The 18,458-nt window shown below is 65.3% G+C and carries 18 protein-coding genes; 2 read left to right on the plus strand and 16 right to left on the minus strand.

Features of this window, described 5'->3' with window-relative positions; genetic code table 11:
• From P5W98_RS19760 to P5W98_RS19795, 8 genes are all read right to left on the minus strand, one after another.
• Positions 1-2,136 carry a type I secretion system permease/ATPase gene (locus P5W98_RS19760; protein ID WP_421027055.1) on the minus strand — a complete coding sequence of 712 codons (2,136 nt, stop codon included), beginning with the start codon at positions 2,134-2,136 and terminating at the stop codon, positions 1-3.
• Between the two features lie 274 nt (positions 2,137-2,410).
• Complete coding sequence (locus tag P5W98_RS19765) at positions 2,411-2,608, minus strand: hypothetical protein (protein WP_421026387.1); 198 nt, start codon at positions 2,606-2,608, stop codon at positions 2,411-2,413.
• On the minus strand, positions 2,605-3,282 hold the full coding sequence (locus P5W98_RS19770; protein WP_421026386.1) for a hypothetical protein: 678 nt from the start codon (positions 3,280-3,282) through the stop codon (positions 2,605-2,607). The genes P5W98_RS19765 and P5W98_RS19770 overlap by 4 nt, the downstream gene beginning before the upstream one ends.
• A gap of 385 nt (positions 3,283-3,667) precedes the next feature.
• Complete coding sequence (locus P5W98_RS19775) at positions 3,668-3,907, minus strand: hypothetical protein (RefSeq protein ID WP_421026385.1); 240 nt, start codon at positions 3,905-3,907, stop codon at positions 3,668-3,670.
• A 62-nt stretch (positions 3,908-3,969) separates the two neighbouring features.
• Positions 3,970-5,478 (minus strand): tyrosine-type recombinase/integrase, encoded by a 1,509-nt coding sequence (locus P5W98_RS19780; RefSeq protein WP_421026384.1) that lies wholly within the window; start codon positions 5,476-5,478, stop codon positions 3,970-3,972.
• A 440-nt stretch (positions 5,479-5,918) separates the two neighbouring features.
• Positions 5,919-6,074 carry a hypothetical protein gene (locus P5W98_RS19785; protein ID WP_167556505.1) on the minus strand — a complete coding sequence of 52 codons (156 nt, stop codon included), beginning with the start codon at positions 6,072-6,074 and terminating at the stop codon, positions 5,919-5,921.
• A gap of 206 nt (positions 6,075-6,280) precedes the next feature.
• Complete coding sequence (locus tag P5W98_RS19790) at positions 6,281-7,444, minus strand: hypothetical protein (protein ID WP_421026383.1); 1,164 nt, start codon at positions 7,442-7,444, stop codon at positions 6,281-6,283.
• A gap of 190 nt (positions 7,445-7,634) precedes the next feature.
• Entirely contained in the window at positions 7,635-8,321 is a 687-nt protein-coding gene (locus P5W98_RS19795) for an MgtC/SapB family protein (RefSeq protein ID WP_421026382.1), read from the minus strand.
• A 221-nt stretch (positions 8,322-8,542) separates the two neighbouring features.
• Between P5W98_RS19795 and P5W98_RS19800 the strand changes: the two genes are divergently transcribed.
• On the plus strand, positions 8,543-9,637 hold the full coding sequence (locus tag P5W98_RS19800; protein ID WP_421026381.1) for an AGE family epimerase/isomerase: 1,095 nt from the start codon (positions 8,543-8,545) through the stop codon (positions 9,635-9,637).
• A gap of 159 nt (positions 9,638-9,796) precedes the next feature.
• On the plus strand, positions 9,797-10,234 hold the full coding sequence (locus P5W98_RS19805) for a PaaI family thioesterase (RefSeq protein WP_421026380.1): 438 nt from the start codon (positions 9,797-9,799) through the stop codon (positions 10,232-10,234).
• Positions 10,235-10,309: 75 nt separating this feature from the next.
• On the opposite strand, the gene P5W98_RS19810 is transcribed toward P5W98_RS19805, so the two are convergent.
• The 8 genes from P5W98_RS19810 to P5W98_RS19845 form a co-directional block, all read right to left on the minus strand.
• On the minus strand, positions 10,310-11,158 hold the full coding sequence (locus tag P5W98_RS19810; protein ID WP_421026379.1) for an ureidoglycolate lyase: 849 nt from the start codon (positions 11,156-11,158) through the stop codon (positions 10,310-10,312).
• A 107-nt stretch (positions 11,159-11,265) separates the two neighbouring features.
• Positions 11,266-12,009: an SDR family oxidoreductase gene (locus P5W98_RS19815; RefSeq protein WP_421027054.1), complete on the minus strand. Its 744-nt coding sequence runs from the start codon at positions 12,007-12,009 to the stop codon at positions 11,266-11,268.
• A 68-nt stretch (positions 12,010-12,077) separates the two neighbouring features.
• Positions 12,078-12,938, minus strand: coding sequence for an amidohydrolase family protein (locus tag P5W98_RS19820; protein ID WP_421026378.1), 861 nt, complete (start codon positions 12,936-12,938; stop codon positions 12,078-12,080).
• A 13-nt stretch (positions 12,939-12,951) separates the two neighbouring features.
• Positions 12,952-14,028 carry an aldo/keto reductase gene (locus tag P5W98_RS19825; RefSeq protein WP_421026377.1) on the minus strand — a complete coding sequence of 359 codons (1,077 nt, stop codon included), beginning with the start codon at positions 14,026-14,028 and terminating at the stop codon, positions 12,952-12,954.
• Between the two features lie 47 nt (positions 14,029-14,075).
• Positions 14,076-15,353, minus strand: a complete 1,278-nt coding sequence (locus P5W98_RS19830; protein ID WP_421026376.1) for a UxaA family hydrolase — start codon at positions 15,351-15,353, stop codon at positions 14,076-14,078.
• A gap of 77 nt (positions 15,354-15,430) precedes the next feature.
• Positions 15,431-15,769: a UxaA family hydrolase gene (locus P5W98_RS19835; RefSeq protein ID WP_421026375.1), complete on the minus strand. Its 339-nt coding sequence runs from the start codon at positions 15,767-15,769 to the stop codon at positions 15,431-15,433.
• A gap of 16 nt (positions 15,770-15,785) precedes the next feature.
• Positions 15,786-16,874, minus strand: coding sequence for an ABC transporter permease (locus P5W98_RS19840; RefSeq protein ID WP_421026374.1), 1,089 nt, complete (start codon positions 16,872-16,874; stop codon positions 15,786-15,788).
• The gene (locus P5W98_RS19845) at positions 16,864-18,390 is read right to left on the minus strand and encodes a sugar ABC transporter ATP-binding protein (protein WP_421027053.1); all 1,527 of its coding nucleotides are present in this window, start codon (positions 18,388-18,390) and stop codon (positions 16,864-16,866) included. Before P5W98_RS19845 ends, P5W98_RS19840 begins: the two co-directional genes overlap by 11 nt.
• Positions 18,391-18,458 lie beyond the last annotated feature (68 nt).

Here is an 18,458-nt window from a genome sequence, read left to right on the forward strand (position 1 = left end):
TCACGCCTCCTGCAGGGAAACGAGGTGAGCGTAATAGCCGCCATGGTCTAGCAGACTCTGATGATCGCCCTGCTCGACAATCTTTCCGTGATCCATCGCGACAATACGGCTCGCGTGCCGCACTGCAGAGAGCCGATGCGCGATGATGATGACCGTCCGGCCTGCGCACAATGCCTTCATGTTTTCGCGGATAACGCGTTCTGTCTCGAAGTCCAACGCACTTGTCGCCTCGTCGAAAATCAGGATACGTGGGTTCGTCAATAGTGCGCGGGCAATCGCCAGACGCTGGCGCTGACCACCCGAGAGGTTGCTGCCGTGCTCGCCAACCACGGTGTCATAGCCCTCCGGCAGCGCGCAGATGAACTCATGCGCGCCAGCGAGCCTCGCCGCATGCATCACGGCTTCGAGCGGCGCGCCCGGGTCGGTAAGTGCTATGTTTTCGCGCACGCTGCGATTGAAGAGCAGGTTCTCCTGGAGCACCACTCCGATCTGCCTCCGTAGCCACGCCGGGTCCGCGAGCGCCAGGTCCTGGCCGTCAATACGTACAGCACCCTGCTCCGGCGCGTAGAGTCGTTGCAGCAGCTTCGTGAGCGTGCTCTTGCCGGAACCCGAACGGCCCACGATGCCGATCACCTGCCCCGCGCGGATATTCAGCGACACGCCGTCGAGCACTGCCGGGCCGTCCGGCCGGTAGCGGAAGCGGATGTTCTCGAACGATACGTCACCGCGAATTGGCGGCAAGACCTGTCGCGTCTGCGGAATCTCGGTGCGCGTATTGAGAATATCGCCCAGACGCAGCATCGAAATGCCGATCTGCTGGAAGTCCTGCCAGAGTTGCGCAAGACGTAGCACCGGCGCGCTCACGCGCTGGGACATCATGTTGAAGGCCACGAGTTCGCCTACACTGAGCCGGCCGTCAATGACGAGCCGCGCACCGACGAACAGTGTTCCGAGCGTGACGAGTTTGCCCACGAGCTGAATTAGCTGCTGGCCGACGTTGCCAAGCTGGTTCACTCGAAACCCGGCGCTCACATAGGCCGCAAGCTGCGACTCCCAGCGCCGGATGAACTGCGGCTCCACGGCCATCGCCTTCACCGTCTCAACGCCTGAAACTGATTCGACGAGAAACGACTGGTTGTCCGCTCCGCGCGCGAACTTCTCGTTCAGCCGTGCACGGAATACGGGCACGAGCATCGCCGAGACAAGCCCGTAGACCGGCAGCGAGGCGACGACGAGAAGTGTGAGCCACACGCTGTAGAGGCACATCACGCCGATGAATACGAACGAGAAGCCGATATCGATGATCGCCGTGAGCGCCTGCCCGGTCAGGAAGTTGCGGATGTTCTCCAGTTCACGCACGCGTGCGACAGTATCGCCAACACGTCGCGCACCAAAATAGCCCAGCGGTAGCGAAACGAGATGGCGGAAAAGACGGGCGCCAAGCTGAACGTCGATGCGGTTGGTGGTGTGGGCGAATACGTAGTTGCGAAGACCAGTGAGAAGCACCTCAAATAGCGAAGCGAAAAGCAGCGTCGTGCACACAACGTTCAGCGTGCTGTAGGTGCGGTTCACGAGCACCTTGTCCATCACGACCTGGAACATCAGTGGCGAGACAAGGCCGAAGAGTTGCAGCACGAGCGAGACGCCGAGCACCTCCAGCAATAGCCTACGATAGCGGACGATCGCCGGGATGAACCACGAGAAATCGAAACGCGCTAGTTCGCCTGCGAGAGACGCGCGTGAGGCACAGAGCAATATCTGGCCGCTGCACCGTGCAACGACCTCTTCCAAAGGCCTCACCACGGGGGCCGCAGCCCCCGGCTCCAAGATCAGCGCGGTGTTGCTGTCAGTCTTAGCGAGGATGAAATGATGACCCTCCTTGTCCAGTACGAGGGCCGGTAGCGGTGTGCTGCTGAGCGTGGCGGGACGCAACGGAACGAGACGCGCTTTCAGACCAATGCTTCGCGCCGCGAGCACGAGGTCACTGCCACTGAATTGGCCGCTACCCATCGCCGCAGCGTGCCGCAACTGAGCGGAATCAGCGGCGATGTTGTGAAATCTGGCGATGGTCACGAGTGCTGATAGGCCCTTGTCTATCGACTCTCTTTCTACGTTATCCTTATTTTTATCCGTCATCTGATTACACAACGCCTTCAGCAAAGACGAGTTATGACAAGACCTACCAACGCGCGTCTTGTAGGAATATAGGAGTGTTAAGCGCACGCTTACCACCCGAAAGCAAGGTTAGATGATCGCAGTATGGAAATAAACACCCAGCCACGTCTCTCCGTCCCTTTTTCTATTCCTTGTGAGCAGTATCAAGCTTTCCCTCTGAGCGTGGACCAAATAGCGTAGCCGATGGTCCACGAAGGATTCCGATAAGCCGGTGGTCTTGGCGAACGGCATTGCATCAAGTCACTTGCTGCTGACGCCCCTCAAGCTCCCTGACGCGTGCCTTGAGCCGGTCGATGGTTTCACGGTCCCTGTAGGCCAGTGCCCCGAGTACCGTCGTGTAGCGGATCAGGTCGTGCAACGTGTAGTCAGTCGGGAACGTGCCGATCTGGTTCAACTGCTGCAACTCGGCCTCAAGCTGTCTCGTAAGATTCATTTCCGCCCCTTCATCATCCGGTAGCACTCCTGAATGCCCCTGTGGTCAGGTGCACAGCCGCGCTCGCCGTGCTGCCGGATCAACGCAATTGCCGCCTGCGCCTCGATCTGTCCGGCGGTAATCATCGCCTTCAGCCCGTCGCTCGCGGTGTCGAGCACCAGCGACTGCTCCACAGCCTGCGTCGAGCGGCCGGTGGCGGCCGCAATCTCGGCGTTGGACTTCTCCGGAAACTCGCGCTTCATGTCAGCAAGTGACTTTGCCGTTTCGAGCGGCGTGAAACGCGTGTCCGCCGCCGCCGTGTGCAACCGTGCCCGACGCTCGAACGCAGTGCCCGTGAAGGCGAGGCATAGCAGGTCCACCACCGCCTCCTGACGGGCGGCAAGGATGCGCCGGTGCCCTTCCACGACATACGCAAACCCGTCCTCCCACTCAACCTCAGGCGGCGGCACATAGCGCCCTTCGCGGTAGGCCAGCCGGAACTGCGCAATGCGCTCCTGGTTGGCGGCATCCTCGTAGTCGCGCGGATTGAAGTTGTCCCGGAACCGGATGAGCTTCAGCGCAATGCGGTAGAGGTTGCCCGCCTTGCTGATGATCTTTGCGTCGGCTGCACCGCGGATCGAGGTGACGACCTTCGTGAGTTGCGGCTTCGAGGTTTGCATTTGTGCAAGCTGCATGAATCCCTTCTCCTTGATAAGGATAACTAACGTTAAAAAGCAAAGGACAAAACAATCCACCGTGCCGGAAATTTGCGAAAAACGGACGCAGATACTCCGCGTGCGTTCTGGACGCAGACAAGCCAGCACAGCCAGTACAGACTGGTGGATTTGGGTCAGGAGCCGACAGGCAACCCTATGCCGCCGACCCGAGTGGCGTATGAGACGCGTTGACCCGGTTGGGTTCAGGCTGACGGCCAGTATGTGGGCCGCGCCGGGTCGCGTATGAGACGCGTGAACCCGCAGACCTCTGGTTCAGGGTAACGGCCAGTATGTGGGCCGCGCCTGGGATCGCGTATGAGACGCGTGAACTGTCGGTCTGTAATGCAATGAGGTGTAAAACAGATTACACATTCATTATGGGACACACTTTTTGCGAAATCAAGCAAGCGCGGGCATGGTACGGACGCACTTCAGCAGGCAGTGTCACGAAGGCACGGCGCAGGCCGTTGCGTGCCACGAGTACAGACAGGAGCGTGTCTACAACGGCCTCGAGCTCGCGGTCCTGCTGCGCCTCAGCCTGCTTCGCGCAGCGCTGGATGATGTTCAGCAATTCCAGGCTGTTCACGAGGATCGGTTCATTCATGGCGATTCCGGGTATCAGTTGAACGGGTATTTGGTTAGGGCTAAAAATCACACCCCTGTGATTTATGCTGCCCTGATCCGCTGCGGGTCGTTTGCAACCGTCGTGGTTTGTGGCCCGTCGATCTGCGAAAGCGCACCGTCCAGATTCTGCAGGTACTCACCCAGCGCATCCCAGGCCCGGTGCATTTCCGCTTCGTAGTCGTACTGCTGGTAAGTGCGAACGAGCCGGGGATTCAGCCCCTTGTGACGCGCATGCGTCGTCACGCTGTGGTTCAGGCAACGTTCGATCACGATGTCCTCGAAACCACAAGCCTGCATGATCGTGGCACCGGTTCTTCTGAGGTCGTGACAGCTCCAGGGGCCGCCTGCGAGGACAAGCGAACTCGCGGTTATTTCCGCTGTGCGCCTGGCTTTGCTCTCCCATTTGCCGGTGCATTGCCGCATGCCGATGGCACACTGGATTACCGCGGTTGTGACCGGCTTCGTGTTGTCCCTGGTATGCGGCAGCACATAAGGGGTGTGGCCGGTCAGCTCGTGCAGTTCGCGCAACAGGCGCAGCGCAAACGGTGAAAGATGGATCGTGAAGCCTCTCGAATTTTTCGCCTGTTCGGGCGGTACAAACCACGTCGCCTTCTTCAGGTCGATGTGTTCCCTCCATCGTGCAGCGCACACTTCGTTGATGCGTGCCAGCGTCGAGAGCATCAGCCACACCGCAAGCTCGTGCTCACGCGGCAGTGGGGTGGCAAGTCCACGGCGGCGACCGGTGCGGAACTCAAACGCATTGCGGATCATCGCGAAGCGGCCACGCAGGTCCATGATCTCGTCATCTGTCAGCACCCGGTCACACCAGTCCTGATAGCCATCGGGAAGCATTCTCCCGAGGTCCACGTCCTCCACCGGGTTCACTTCAAACAGCAGCCGCCACGGCCTGCGCCTGCCAGCCCAGGTGTACATCGCGCTGCTGTTCACGTGCAGTGAAATCGCGGTGGACACCTTCTGTGCCGCAATCAGGGCACGCACGGCCTTGCGGATATCCTCGGGCTTCACATCGAGCACCCGCGTGGCGCCCGATTGCGGCAGCAGATGCAGTTCGAACATGCGACGCACTGCCCGCGCACGCTGGGGCGTATTCTGTGCCATCGCCTCGGGGTGCCACGCCTCGAACATGTCTTTCAGGGTGAGCTGCGATTCGGCCAGCTCGCGCTCGAGCTCGGCCAGTTCCTGGCGCGCGACCTCGACTTGCGCCTGTTCAACCTTGAGCTTGTCGCGCACCAGCCTGCGCTCGCCTGCCGGATCCCCGCCATGCGCCACGCGCAGCTTCGTTTCTTCAAGCCGAAGCCGGATATCGGCGAGCCTGTCGCGCGGCCACGCGCCCAGCGGCATTTCCCGGGAAGCGCCCTGGAAACGGTAGCGGTAGCGGAAGTGGACAGCGATGCGCTTCGCCCCTGCGTGGACCTTGCCGGACAGGCCGGTGCCGTCAGTCAGGGTCCGGTCGTGATCGGCAGCGCCGAGCTTAAGCAGCGCGCCTTCGCTGATGGTTTGCGAACGGTTTTCCCCCACGATTTCCCCCACAAAACACCTGCTGCGTCTGAATGCTACAGACAACCGAGGCCGGTGTGCCAACAACTAAGTTGTTGAATCTAAACAGAACAGATGTTTGTGGGTGTTGTGCGCTGCGGGCAAAACTTCTCCACAGTTTTTGTTGAAAGCCCTGTGGACAAGCTCTGGGCGATCCACCCAAGTGCCTGCCTCAAAAGGAAAAACCTGTGGTGCGCGTCGCCGCAAGGCAGGTCGCACGGCTCCCTCGGCACATCCGGCCACTCGGGCAACGGCGACGAAACATTATTCGCCCGCGCCGTGCACCGCTTGTGTGCCACGCGCTCAGGCCCAAACGCAACAAAGCCGGCTCTCTCGCGAGAACCGGCTTCGTTCGATCCAGCCATGGCAGGAGCGATGTATTCAGAACGGCGCGCACTGCGGCGCTCGTCCTGCTCGCTCCGAGCGCAGCGAGTTTAGTCGCGCGGCAGGTGGAAAGGCTTGTAGTGCGAGCGACGGATGCGTTCTGCTTCGCGATGACGCGCTGCATACGAGTATTCGGCATCCATCGGCAGGTACGGCGACGCGAAGAGATCGTTCACCTTTTGAAGAATTGCAAGGATAAAGCTCATGGCGACTCCCGGTTAGACATGAATCTAGGGTTTTCCCTAGGAATGGAATGATTATAGGGTTTTCCCTAGCCAAACGCCAGCGCAGTGCAACAAGAAATCTGCGGCGTCGGGTCGCGGCCTGGCAGCAGGCTATCCTGCGTTGCATCAACACAACACATGAATAGCCTGCCATTCCGGGGTCAAAGCGAGGTGGAAGGGCGTGACGGTCAGCTTTTTGCCGCCGTCTGCCGGGTGGACGGCTGCGAGTGCGTCCTGGACGATTTGCTGCCCGTCGTATGCGTGGCGGGCTTTTCCGCCGATTTCGGCGTTTTGGCGGAGCGCGCGGTACGGCGCGGCGGCGTCGGGCTTTGCGGCTCCCGGGCTGCGCCCGTCGCGGCAGTCGCCGGCGCCGTTGCCGCCGCAACGGCCACAGCCGGCGCGGCGGCGGTCAATGCAGCGAGGTGCGACGCCATGTTGTCGAGCGCGGCCTGCTGGTTCTGCATAAGCAGGTCCAGACGCTGTTGCTGCGCGGTCGCGTCGGCCGAGAGGCTGGCGAGCAGCAACGTCTGGGCGATCGCAACGCCGGTCGTCACCACGAGCGCGGCAACGGCGGCCGTCAACATCCATTTTGTTCTGCGCGTCTGGGCCGCCGCTTGCGCGGTTTGCGCCGTCACCGCCGCGACGATCCCGGCGGGCAGCGCCGCCGTGGCGTGCTCGGGTGCCTGGCTATGGACCGCCACGCCAACGTCCGCAGCATGCACCGCCGCAATCATGCGCGCCGTGTTGCCCACGGCGCTGGTCGGCGCGTAGGAGTGGCCGCTTGCGAACACGCCGGCCAGGAGGTCGGGCGATGGCTCGGGCTGCTTCGGCGCAGCCGTCGCTGCGGACTGCGGCGGCGTGCCAGCCTGGGCAGCCGCCAAAGCGACGATGGCCGCAATCGCCTCACCCCGCTCCTGCCGCTCCGGCAGGCCGGATGCCGGAGCCGCCGAGGCTTGCGTGCCTGCTGGCTCATGTGGCTCCGGTGCATCAATCCCGGCAGCGACAGCGGGCTCCAGCGCCTCGTCCTGCGCGCGGACCGTTACGGCGTCGCCAGAATCGTCAGGGTTGCCTTCGGCGCTCGCTGCATCCGCCGACGGCTCGGCCGCCGCAGGTGCCGCGCGCCGCGCCAGCGCAGCTTCACTGTCCTGCGCCGCGCCGGCCGCCTGGAGTTCGGTCGCCGGCTCAGGGTCCTTATCGAAAAGATCGAGCATCGGCGCGCCTGCTGGGGCGTGCGCCGGCTGCGCGGCGTCGGCGTCGGTGTCGGTGGAAGGCGTCGGCGAGCGACGCCGCGATGGCGCGCTGCGTGCGGCGCGTCCGGTATTCGAGGATGCGTGTTCTACGTGTTCGGCCATGGATCGACGATGAGACTCGCTTCAGGTGAACTCGCGTCGCACGTCGGTCACGCCTGGCCGCAGCGTGACCGCCGCGTTTCGCTCCTTGGGCGCGCCCCTGAAACCCCAAAACCGCGCGCCACTGGTCACGCATCTTAGCCGCAAACGTTAAACCTGAGAGCCCCCTCGAATGCGAACCATGGATGACGCATCAACCTTGTCCGTCATCCTCGCGAAACTCCTTGACGACGGACAGACGCCGCAATGCTGTGCAGATCGCCTCGTACTCCATCGACGAGACGCGGCTCAGCACGATCATCACCTCGTCGAGCTCGGGCGAGTCGTCGCTCTGCTGCACCACGAACTGCTTCACGCGTGGGCTGGACGTGCCCAGCGCGTCGTGCAGCGAATGGAACGTGAGCGCGCCGCGATCGACGAGCAGCGAGATGCGCCGGCGCTGCCGAAACGTGATGAAGCGCCGCTCGAGCGGTTTGATGCCCGCGAGAATGATGAGAATGATGATGGTGGCCGCGATCGCCGCCGTATAGAGACCGCCGCCCACGGCAAGGCCGATGGCCGCCACCGACCACAGGCTCGCGGCCGTCGTCAGGCCACGCACGATCTCGCCGCGCAGCAGGATCGAGCCGGCGCCCAGAAAGCCGATGCCGGAGACCACCTGGGCGGCCATCCGCGACGGATCGAGCACGACATGCTCGCCGCCGAGCGCATCGGCAAAGCCGAACGCGGAGACGATCATGATGAGCGACGATCCCACGCATACGAGCATGTGCGTGCGCAACCCCGCCGCCCACGACAGACGTTCGCGCTCGAAGCCAATCACGCTGCCAAGCGCGGCGGCCAGCACCAGCCGCGAAATGAGTTCCCAGTTGCCGAGCATCGTTCTCGCTCTCCTTGCTTTCGTGGATGTGCGCCGCTTGCGCAGGCCACCCGGTGGCTGGAATTGCCGCGGCCAGACGCGCCGACGCCACTCCGCCATGCCCTGCGTCAAGCGCAACGCGCCGCCGCATGCTTGCATCGTACGCCCCATGACAGAGATGGATTGGCCCCAGCGTACAATCGCAGGCACCCTGTTTTCCTCGTGCCGGCGCCCATGCGCCCATGTCACTCATGAACGCTCTCACCGGCGCAGCGAGCCTGCGCGATCATTTCGACCGCACGATCCTGGCGTTGTGGCGCGGCCCCGGCTTCAACGCGGCGCTGCGCCTGGCGCACGAGGCGCTCGACGCGTCGGGCACGACGCCGCTGCCCGACGTGCGCTATCGCGCGATGGCCTGCGCCCGCCAGCTTTTCGTGTTCTCGCAGGCCGGCGAGGCCGCGCATGCGCACACGCTCTACGCGTCGCTGTGCCGTACCTTCGCCGATCGCACGCACGGCGGATGGTTCTACAGCGTCGATGCCCAGGGCGCGCCGCTCGACACCACGAAGGATCTCTACACGCACGCGTTCGTGGTGTTCGCGTGCGCGGCATATGGCCAGCGTCTTGGCGTGCCGGAAGCGCTCGACACGGCGCGCGAAACATCGGCGCTGATCGTCGATCGCTTCAAGGCGGGCGACGGCTTGCTCAACGCCACGCTCGATGCGTCGTTTGCGAGCGTCACGGGCGGGCCGCTGCAAAATCCTCTGATGCATCTGACCGAAGCGTGGCTCGCGGCCCGCGAGGCAACCGGCGATGCCGCTTTCGACGCGGCCATCACCACCCTCGCCGAAGCTGTGGCGCGCAATTTCCTCCACGCGCCCACCGGCTGCATCGCCGAATTGCCGCTCGGTGCGCAGGACAATCGGCTCGAACCCGGGCATCAATTCGAGTGGTTCTGGCTCGTGCGGCAGGCGGGCGCGCAGCGGCTCGGCGCGTCGGGGCTTCAGGAGGCGCTCGCGCGCGCGTTCGCGTTCGCCGTGAAGCACGGCGTGGACCCGGCGACGGGCGCTGTGGCCGCATCCCTCGACGAACGGGGTCGCGTGATCGACGCCACGCAGCGCATCTGGGCGCAGACCGAATATCTGCGCGCGCTCGCCACACATGGCGATACCGTTGTGCGCGCAACTTTGGACGCGCAGACCGGCAAGTTCGCGCAGCGCTTTCTCACGCCGCAAGGCTGGGTGGAGTGCCGAAGCGCGGCCGGGGAAGTCGCTCGCGCGGACATGCCCTCAACCACGCCGTATCACCTGTTGACGGCGTATCGCGCGCTGCCCTGACGCTGGGAATCCGCCAGTCCTCGTCGGGCCGGGCGAGATTCCGGTCATTTTTCACAACAATCCAGGCGCAGCGGCCGACGATTCACCTTGAACCGCCGCACGGCACTTCCTACAGTGGTTAGGAAACTACGTGGGCGTTGGCCCCTGGGGAATCCGAAGATGACCGATCTGGTGGATCGCGCGCGCGGCGCGCTTCATGCGCAACCGTTCAGCATGCTGCTTGGCACCGAGCTCATGAACGTCGGGACCAACGAGTTGACGCTGCGGCTGCCCGTGCGCGACGAGCTCAAGCAGCAGCACGGTTTCGTGCACGGCGGGGTGATCAGCTATCTCGCCGACAACGCCCTCACCTTCGCGGGCGCGCTGGCGCTGGGCCCGCGCGTGGTGACGGGCGAGTACAAGATCAATTACCTGCGGCCCGCGATGTCCGGCACGCTGATCGCGCGGGCGCGCGTGGTCCACGCGGGGCGCCAGCAGGCCACCTGCCAGTGCAGCGTGTTCGTGATGGAAAACGGCGACGAGCGGCTCGTGGCGCTCGCGCAGGGCACGGTCAGCCGGATGGGCGAGGCAGGGGGCACGCCCGACGCGCAAGCGTGACATATTGGATAAAAAACGGCCGCGCGATGAATGCGCGGCCGTTTTACTTATGCGGCAAGGGTCGAAAGACCGCGCTCAGTCCGCCGCGCGCGTCTTCTGCGTCTGCACGCCGAGCCCTTCGACGCCCAGGCGCACGGTCTGGCCCGGTTTCAGGTACACCGGCTCGGGCTTCACACCCATGCCCACGCCCGGCGGCGTGCCCGTGGAAATCACATCGCCCGGCTGCAAGCTCATGCACTGCGAGAGATACGACACCAGCTTCGCAACCGTGAAGACCATCGTGCGGGTGCTGCCGTTCTGGTAGCGGTGGCCGTCCACTTCGAGCCACATCGAGAGATTCTGCGGATCGGCCACCTCGTCGCGCGTGACGAGCCACGGGCCGATCGGGCCGAAGGTGTCGAAGCCCTTGCCCTTGTCCCACTGGCCGCCGCGTTCGATCTGCCATTCGCGCTCGGACACGTCGTTGATCACGCAGTAGCCTGCCACGTAGTTCAGCGCATCGGCCTCGCTCACGTTCTTGGCAGGCTTGCCGATCACCACGCCCAGCTCGACCTCCCAATCGGTTTTCTTCGAGCCGCGCGGGATTTCGATGTCGTCGTTCGGTCCGACGATGCAGCTCGTCCACTTGTTGAACACCACCGGCTCGCCCGGCACCGGCATGCCCGATTCGGCGGCGTGATCGGCGTAATTCAGGCCGATGGCCACCATCTTGCCGATATGGCCCACGCAGGGCCCGAGGCGCGGGTTGCCCTCCACGAGCGGCAGCGTTTCCGGGTCGATCGTGCGCAGTTGCGCGAGGCCCGCGTCGGAAAGCACATCGCCTGCGATGTCGGCAACGGCGCCCGAGAGCGCGCGGATACGGCCCTCGGCATCGAGGAGGCCCGGCTTTTCGTGACCCTTGGGGCCATAGCGAAGCAATTTCATTGTCTCTATTCCTTGTCTGTCTTGTGCAATACGTACGGCACGTGCAGTACGTCCGTCGGCAATCATCGCATGGACAAGGGCCTGTTCCCACTAGCAACAGGCCCTGACTAGTTAGACCACCCGCCATCGATCACATGCGTCTGTCCGGTTGTGAACGCCGACTCGTCCGACGCGAGATAAAGCGCGAGCGCCGCGATCTCGTCGGCGGTGCCCACGCGCCCCATCGGCTGCCGCGCGACGAAGGCCGCGCGCGCGGCGTCCACGCTCGTGTGCTGCGCCACCGCTTGCGCGGCAATGCGCTCTTCGAGCGAGGGCGAGGCCACGGTGCCGGGGCAGATCGCGTTGCAGCGGATGCCGCGCGTCACGAAGTCGGCGGCCACGGCCTTGGTCAACCCTATCACAGCCGCCTTGGACGCGCCGTACACGAAACGGTTGGGCACGCCCTTTACGCTCGACGCCGCCGACGACATATTGATGATCGAGCCGCCGCCCGCCTTCAGCATCGCGGGCAGGAAGGCGCGGATGGTCCGGTACATCGCCTTGACGTTGAGGTCGAACGCGAAGTCCCAGTCTTCCTCGCTCGCTTCGAGAATCGAGCCAGCGTGCACGAAGCCCGCGCAGTTGAACAGCACGTCGATTGCGCCGAGCTCGCGCGCGAGCACCGCGATGGCCGCGCCGTCACGCACATCGAGCTTGCGCGCCTCGACCGGCAGGGACGCGAGCGCGTCGATGCGAATGTCGGTCGCGATCACGCGCGCGCCCTCGCGCGCGAACCGTTCCGCGGCAGCGTAGCCGATGCCCTGGCCAGCCGCGGTGATCAAGGCCGTCTTGCCGGCCAGTCTTTGTGCCACTTGTACCATCGCCACTCCTGTTGATTCGAATTGGCTTGACGTGTCTGGAACCGCGTTCAGACCCGTGTTTAGAACCGGTAAAACGCCGCCGCATTGCCGCCGAACACGGCGGCGCGCTCGCGTTCGCCCAGGTGCGCGAACAGGCGCTGGGCACTCGCGTGCCAGCGTTCGTAGTCGCCGTTGAGATTGAGCACGGGCCAGTCGCTGCCCCACATGAGCCGCTGCGCGCCGAAGCTCGCAAGCAGATGCTCGATCCACGGGCTCAGCGTGGCGTCGCTCCAGTCGGGCGCGGCCTCGGTCGCGAGCCCCGACACCTTGCAATAAACCTGCGGAAAGCGCGCGAGCCGCGCGATGGCGTGCGACCACGCATCGAAACCCGGGGCGCCCTCCGCACCCTCGCGGATGGGCGGCTTCGCGCCATGATCGATCACCACGCGCAGCGCGCGATGACGCGCGAGGAACGTTTCGAGCGCGCGTGCGTGGCGCGTGAAGATCAGCGCATCGAATGCGAGGTCGTGGGCGATCAGGGCCTCGACAGCGCGCACCGTGTCGGCTGCCGCGATCCAATCGTCGTCGGGCAGGTCCTGCAGCATCGGGCGCACGGCGCGCAGCTTCGGCTCGCGCGCGAGCTCGGCAATCAGCTCCGGAGCCAGCGGGTCGTCGAGCGGCACCCAGCCCACCACGGCAGCGATCGAATCGTCGTGGCGCGCCAGATCGAGCAGATACCAGGTTTCGTCGACGGTGGCTGCGGCCTGCACGAGCACCGTGCGCGCGACGCCGCAGCGCGCGCGCAGCGGCGCGAGGTCGGCGGGGCCGAATGGGCGATAGAGCTCGGCCAGCGCGGGCGTGAGCCAGCCGTAGTCGCCGCGCGCGGGGTCCCAGTAGTGCTGATGCGCGTCGATCCGCGCGATTGCGGTTGAGCTGGTCATGGGATGGGCGCTTTCAGGGCAAGGGCAGCGGCGCGCGCCCATCGACGAGTCCCTCGTCGCGCAACGCGCGCCAGAGCCCGGGCGGCAGCTTCGTTGCGAACGACACCACGTTCTCGCGCAATTCCGCCGCGCTGCGCGCGCCGGTGAGCACCGTCGCCACAGCCGGATGCGCGTATGGAAATTGCAGCGCCGCCGCCGCGAGCGACACGTCATGCGCGCGGCAGACCGCTTCGAGACGCGCGACGCGCTCGATCACCTCGGGCGGCGCATCGCCGTAATTGAACTTGCGCTCGCCCGCGAGGCCGCGCGCGAGAATGCCCGAATTGAACGCGCCGCCCAGCAGGATGCTCACGCCGCGCTCGGCGCAAGCGGGCAGCAGATCATCGAGCGGCCCCTGTTCGAGCAGCGTGTAGCGGCCCGCCAGCAGTGCGCAATCGATCTGGAACTCGCGGATCGCATCGAGCACCGCTTCGCGCTCGTTCACGCCGAGGCCGATGGCCTTCACCGCACCCGCCGCGCGCAGTTCGTCCAACGCGCGAAAGCCGCCCCCTTCGGTGAGTTGCCGCCAGTAGTGCGCGTTGCGCTCGCCGTGCGTGAGGCGGCCGATGTCGTGCACGAGCAGGATGTCGATATCGACGATGCCCAGGCGCTGCTGGCTATCTTCGAACGAGCGCAGGATGCCTTCGCGCGTGTAATCGTAAATGGCCTCGAACGGCAGCGGATTCTGCCAGCCTTCGCTGCCGTCGTAACGATGCGTGCGCGGCACGAAGCGGCGGCCCACCTTGGTCGACAGCACGTATTCACCGCGCGGATAGCGCCGCAACGCATCGCCGAGCCGATGCTCGGCCTTCGTGTGGCCATAGTGCGGCGCGGTGTCGAAGAAACGCATGCCGGCATCCCAGGCGGCATCGACAGTGGCCTGCGCCTGTGCATCGGTGAGATCGCGGTACAGGCCGCCGAGCGGCGCGGTGCCCAGACTCAGCGCACTCACTTCGAGCGCGGTGCGCCCGATGCGGCGGCGCTGCGCGACCTGCGGGCGGTGCTGATCGTGCCGATCGTGCTGATGATGCGGGTGCGGCTCCTGCGCCATGCGGAGTATCTCCTCGTTGCGGTGAAGGGTGCGATGAAGCGTGGGCGTCAGTGCGAAGCGACTACCGGCACCGCCACGCGCGCACTCGCGGGCAGGCACGCGGGACCGGTCGGCTCGAAGGTCTTGTACGTGAGAATGAACTCCTGATGGCCGAGCATCTCCGATTTCGAGCGCACCCCGCGCGATACCGCGAGCGTGACATCGAACACTTCGCGGCCCACTTCGTCGAGCGTGCCGCGGCCTTCGAGTATCCGGCCCGCGTCGACGTCCATGTCGCCCGAGAGATTGCGATAAGTCTGCGGATTCGCACAGACCTTGACGACGGGCGATAGCGCCGACCCCACCACGGAACCGCGCCCCGTCGTAAACAGGATGATATGCGCGCCGCACGCGATCAGCTCCGCGATCTCCGCGTTATCGCTGATATTCGGGAATCCGAATCGTGGCTCTCCATCGGGCACGACGTCGAGCAGATAGAGCCCGCCAGTGGGCGGCACATCGCCCGGCTTCACAATGCCGACGATGGGCGACGCGCCGCTCTTCGCATACGCGCCCAGCGACTTTTCCTCCTGGGTGGTCAGCCCGCCATCCGCGTTGCCCACGGCAAACGAGCCGTGGCCGAGAATCGAGTAATAGCGCGCGGCCTTCGCCACCGAGGCGACGATCGCGTCGCCCAGTTCGGGGCGCGCCGCCCGATTCTTCATGTGATACTCGCAGCCCACCAGCTCGCCGGTTTCTTCGAACACGCACGCCGCGCCCGCCGCGACCAGATGATCGAACGCGCGCCCCACCGCCGGATTCGCGGTAATGCCGCTCGTGCTGTCCGAGCCGCCGCAGATCGTGCCCACCACGAGCTCGTCGAGCCGCATCGGCACCTTGTGCTGCTGCGCGAGCTGGGCGCGCGCCCCGCGCACCCAGTCCACGCCGTATTGAATCGTGCTGCGCGTGCCCCCCTTCTCCTGAATCGTGAGCACTTCTACGGGACGTCCGCTCGCGCGCACCTGATCCACGAGGTAGTGCTTGTTCATGCTCTCGCAACCGAGGGAGACGAACAGCACCGCGCCCACGTTCGGATGCGTGGTGAGCCGCGTCATCATCTTTTCGGCGTAACTGTTCGGAAAGCAGCCCGGAAAGCCGATCAGATGCACCGGCGGCTCGGTGTGCGCGCCCGGATCGTCGAATCCATCGAGTGGCTCGCGAAACTGCGCGACGATTTCGCGCGCCACGTGATGCGCACACTCGACCAGATACGCCACCGCAACCACATTGCGGATACCCTTGCGTCCGTCGCTGCGCGGCCACCCTTCGAGTACGGGTTCGGCCATAGGTCCTGCTTTGGCGTTGAGTTGGGCTTCGGTCATGGCATTCATCGGCATCAGTGCGATCGGTGCGATCGGTGCAATCAGTGCGATACGAACTCGTGGCCCGTGTCGTGCGTGTAAGTCGGCAGATAGTCGCTTTCGAGGTTGTGCGTGTGCAGATGCTCGCCGCGCGCCACGTTTGCCGTCACATGGCCGATCGGCGCGCCATAGCGCAGCACTTTCTGGTCCTTCGCCAGCGCGTGGCGCGCCACCTTGTGCCCGAGGTCGATCGTCTTTGCGAGCGTCACGCGCTCGCCTTCGATCTCCAGCGTTTCGCCCGCTGGCAGGCGCGCCGCCGCGATCAGGCAGTTGTCTTCCGGTGCGAGCAGGATCAGACGCGCATCGGTATGCGGTGCACCGCTGTTCACGATAGAACTCAAGTCTCGCCTCCGCCGTTCAGTTCTGGTCGCCGCCCGCTAGCCGCGCCACCATCAGCGAGCCGAGAATGATCGCGCCGTAAATCGCCTGGATCCAGAACGACGGCACCTGGGCAAGCGTGAGCAGGTTCTGCACCACGCCGAGCAGCAGCACGCCCGAGAGCGCACCGAACATGGTGCCTTTGCCGCCATCGAGCGAAATGCCCCCGATCACGGCCGCCGCGAACACCGTGAAGATCATGCCGTTGCCCTGATTCGCGTTGATCGCGCCCACGTAGCCGGTCACGATCAGCCCGCCCAGCGCCGCCAGAATGCTGCCGAGCACGAACACGCCCCACGTGATGCGCTCCACCCGGATGCCCGCGGCGCGCGCGGCGTCAGGATTGCCGCCGATCGCATAGAGCGCGCGGCCCACGCGGTGGTAGCGCAGCATGAACGCGGCAAACGCGAAGGCGGCGGCCGCGAGCCAGACCGAGAGAGGCAAGCCGAGCACGATGGTGGTGGCGAGCGCGAAGAACGAGTTGGGCATGTCGAACAGGGTACCGCCCTTGGTCGCGCCCACCAGCATGCCGCGCAGCACGATGAGCATGGCCAGCGTGACGATGAACGCATTCAGGCGCAGCCGCACGACCAGAAAGCCATTGACGAAGCCGACCAGCGCACCCACGACCACGATCGCAAGGAGTCCTGCAAAGGCGGGCCATTGTGTGCCGAAGCCCGCCGATGCCGCCGGCATCACGAGCATCGCCCCCACGGCGGGCGCGATGCCCACCGTCGATTCGAGCGAGAGATCGAACTTGCCCGTGAGCACGATCAGCGATTCGGCGAGCACGACGAGCGCGAGCGCCGCCGAAGCCCCCAGCACGCTGATGAGATTCGCCCTGGTGAGAAAGCTCGGGCTCACGAAGCCGCCGATCACGATGAGCAGCAACAGCGCGGGCACCAGCGCGAGTTCGCGCAGGCGCGCGAATTCGATGCGCCTGCGCGCGCCGCGTCCCGCCGAGGCGCCCTGGGCCGCATCGGGCTGCACTGCCGCATACGCCGGCGCGGATACCCCACCCGCCGGTAGACCACCCGCAGTTGCACCACCATTAACGCTATGCTTCATGAAGATCGACTCCTTCAATCGATGCAATCAGTTCGTGGTCCTGCCAGCCCGCGGCGAATTCCGCTACCACGCTGCCGCGAAACATCACGACCACGCGGTCGCAGGTGCGCAGATCGTCGAGTTCGCTCGACACCACGAGCACGGCCTTGCCTTCGTCGCGCACGCGGTCCACGACGGAGAGCAGCGCCTCCTTCGATTTCACGTCCACGCCCGCTGTGGGGTCGATCAGCACCAGCACTTGCGGCGTGCTCGCGAGCGCGCGCGCCATCACTACCTTCTGCTGATTGCCGCCCGAGAGCCCCGAGACCACGTGGCCGGGCCCCTGCGCGACAATGCCGAGCGCCTCGATCATGCGCTGGCCCACCTGGTTCTTCTTCGCCGGCGAGGCGAAGCCGAGGCGCCCGAGCAGGCCCGCAATCGTCATCGACACGTTCTCGGCCACCGATTGCGTGAGCACGAGCCCTTCGTGATGGCGGTCCTTCGGCACGCAGCCCACGCCTTGCGCGAGCGCGGCGGGCACGTCGCCGGGCTTCAGAGGCGCGCCGTTCACGCGAATCTCGCCCGCCTGCTGGCCGGCCAGCCCCGCAACGGCTTCTCCCACGCTCGTGCGCCCGCTGCTGGTCGCGCCCGTGATGCCCACGACTTCGCCGCGCTTCACCTGGAAAGAAACGTCGCGGTAATCGCCGCCCGAAATGCCGCGCACGTCGAGCGCGATCTTCGCGTCGGCGGGCAAAGCCGCGCGCGCGGCCGCATCGGCCACGTTCAGGCCGCCGTGCTCGCCCGTCATCGCCTCGATCAGGCGCTCGCGCGGCAACTCGGCCACCGGCGCGCTGACGATATGGCGCGCGTCGCGCAGCACCGTCACCGCCTGGCAGATTTCATACACCTCCTGCAGATGGTGCGAGATGAAGAGAAACGTCACGCCCTCGCGCTGCAATTCGTCGATGCGGCGAAAGAGCCGCTTGATCTCGTCGCCGTCGAGCTGCGCCGTAGGTTCGTCGAGAATGATGAAGCGCGCGCCATACGAGAGAGCCCGCGCGATCTCGACAAGCTGGCGCGCTTCCACCGTGAGATCGCCCGCGCGCGCGTCCTCGCGCACGTCGATGCGCCAGTGATCGAGCAGCGCGCGTGCGTCGCGGCGCATGGTGGTCCAGTCGATCACGCCGCGCCTGAGCGGCTGGCGATTGATGAACAGATTCTCCGCAACGGTGAGATCGCGGATGATCGTCGAGTGCTGATACACGCACGCGACGCGCTCGCGCCACGCATCGCGGTCGGCGATGGGCGGCGCGGGTTCGCCGTTGAAGCGCACGGCGCCCTCGTCGGGCTTGCGCAGACCCGTGAGGATCGAAACGAGCGTCGACTTGCCCGCGCCGTTGCGGCCCACGAGCGCGTGCGACTCGCCTGCCATCACGCGCAGGCTCACGTTCGCGAGCGCTGCCGTGGAGCCGAAGCGCCTGGTCACGCCGCTCGCCTCCACCACCGGCGGCAGCCCGGCGGCCGCCGCGGGCTGCATCGCAAAGGCCGCTGGATGCAGTGCGCCGCCTCGCGGCAGCGCACCCGCTTGCTCCAAGCTCGAGCCGC

This window comes from Paraburkholderia sp. A1BS-2L, from assembly GCF_051125205.1.
Taxonomy (GTDB): Bacteria; Pseudomonadota; Gammaproteobacteria; order Burkholderiales; family Burkholderiaceae; genus Paraburkholderia.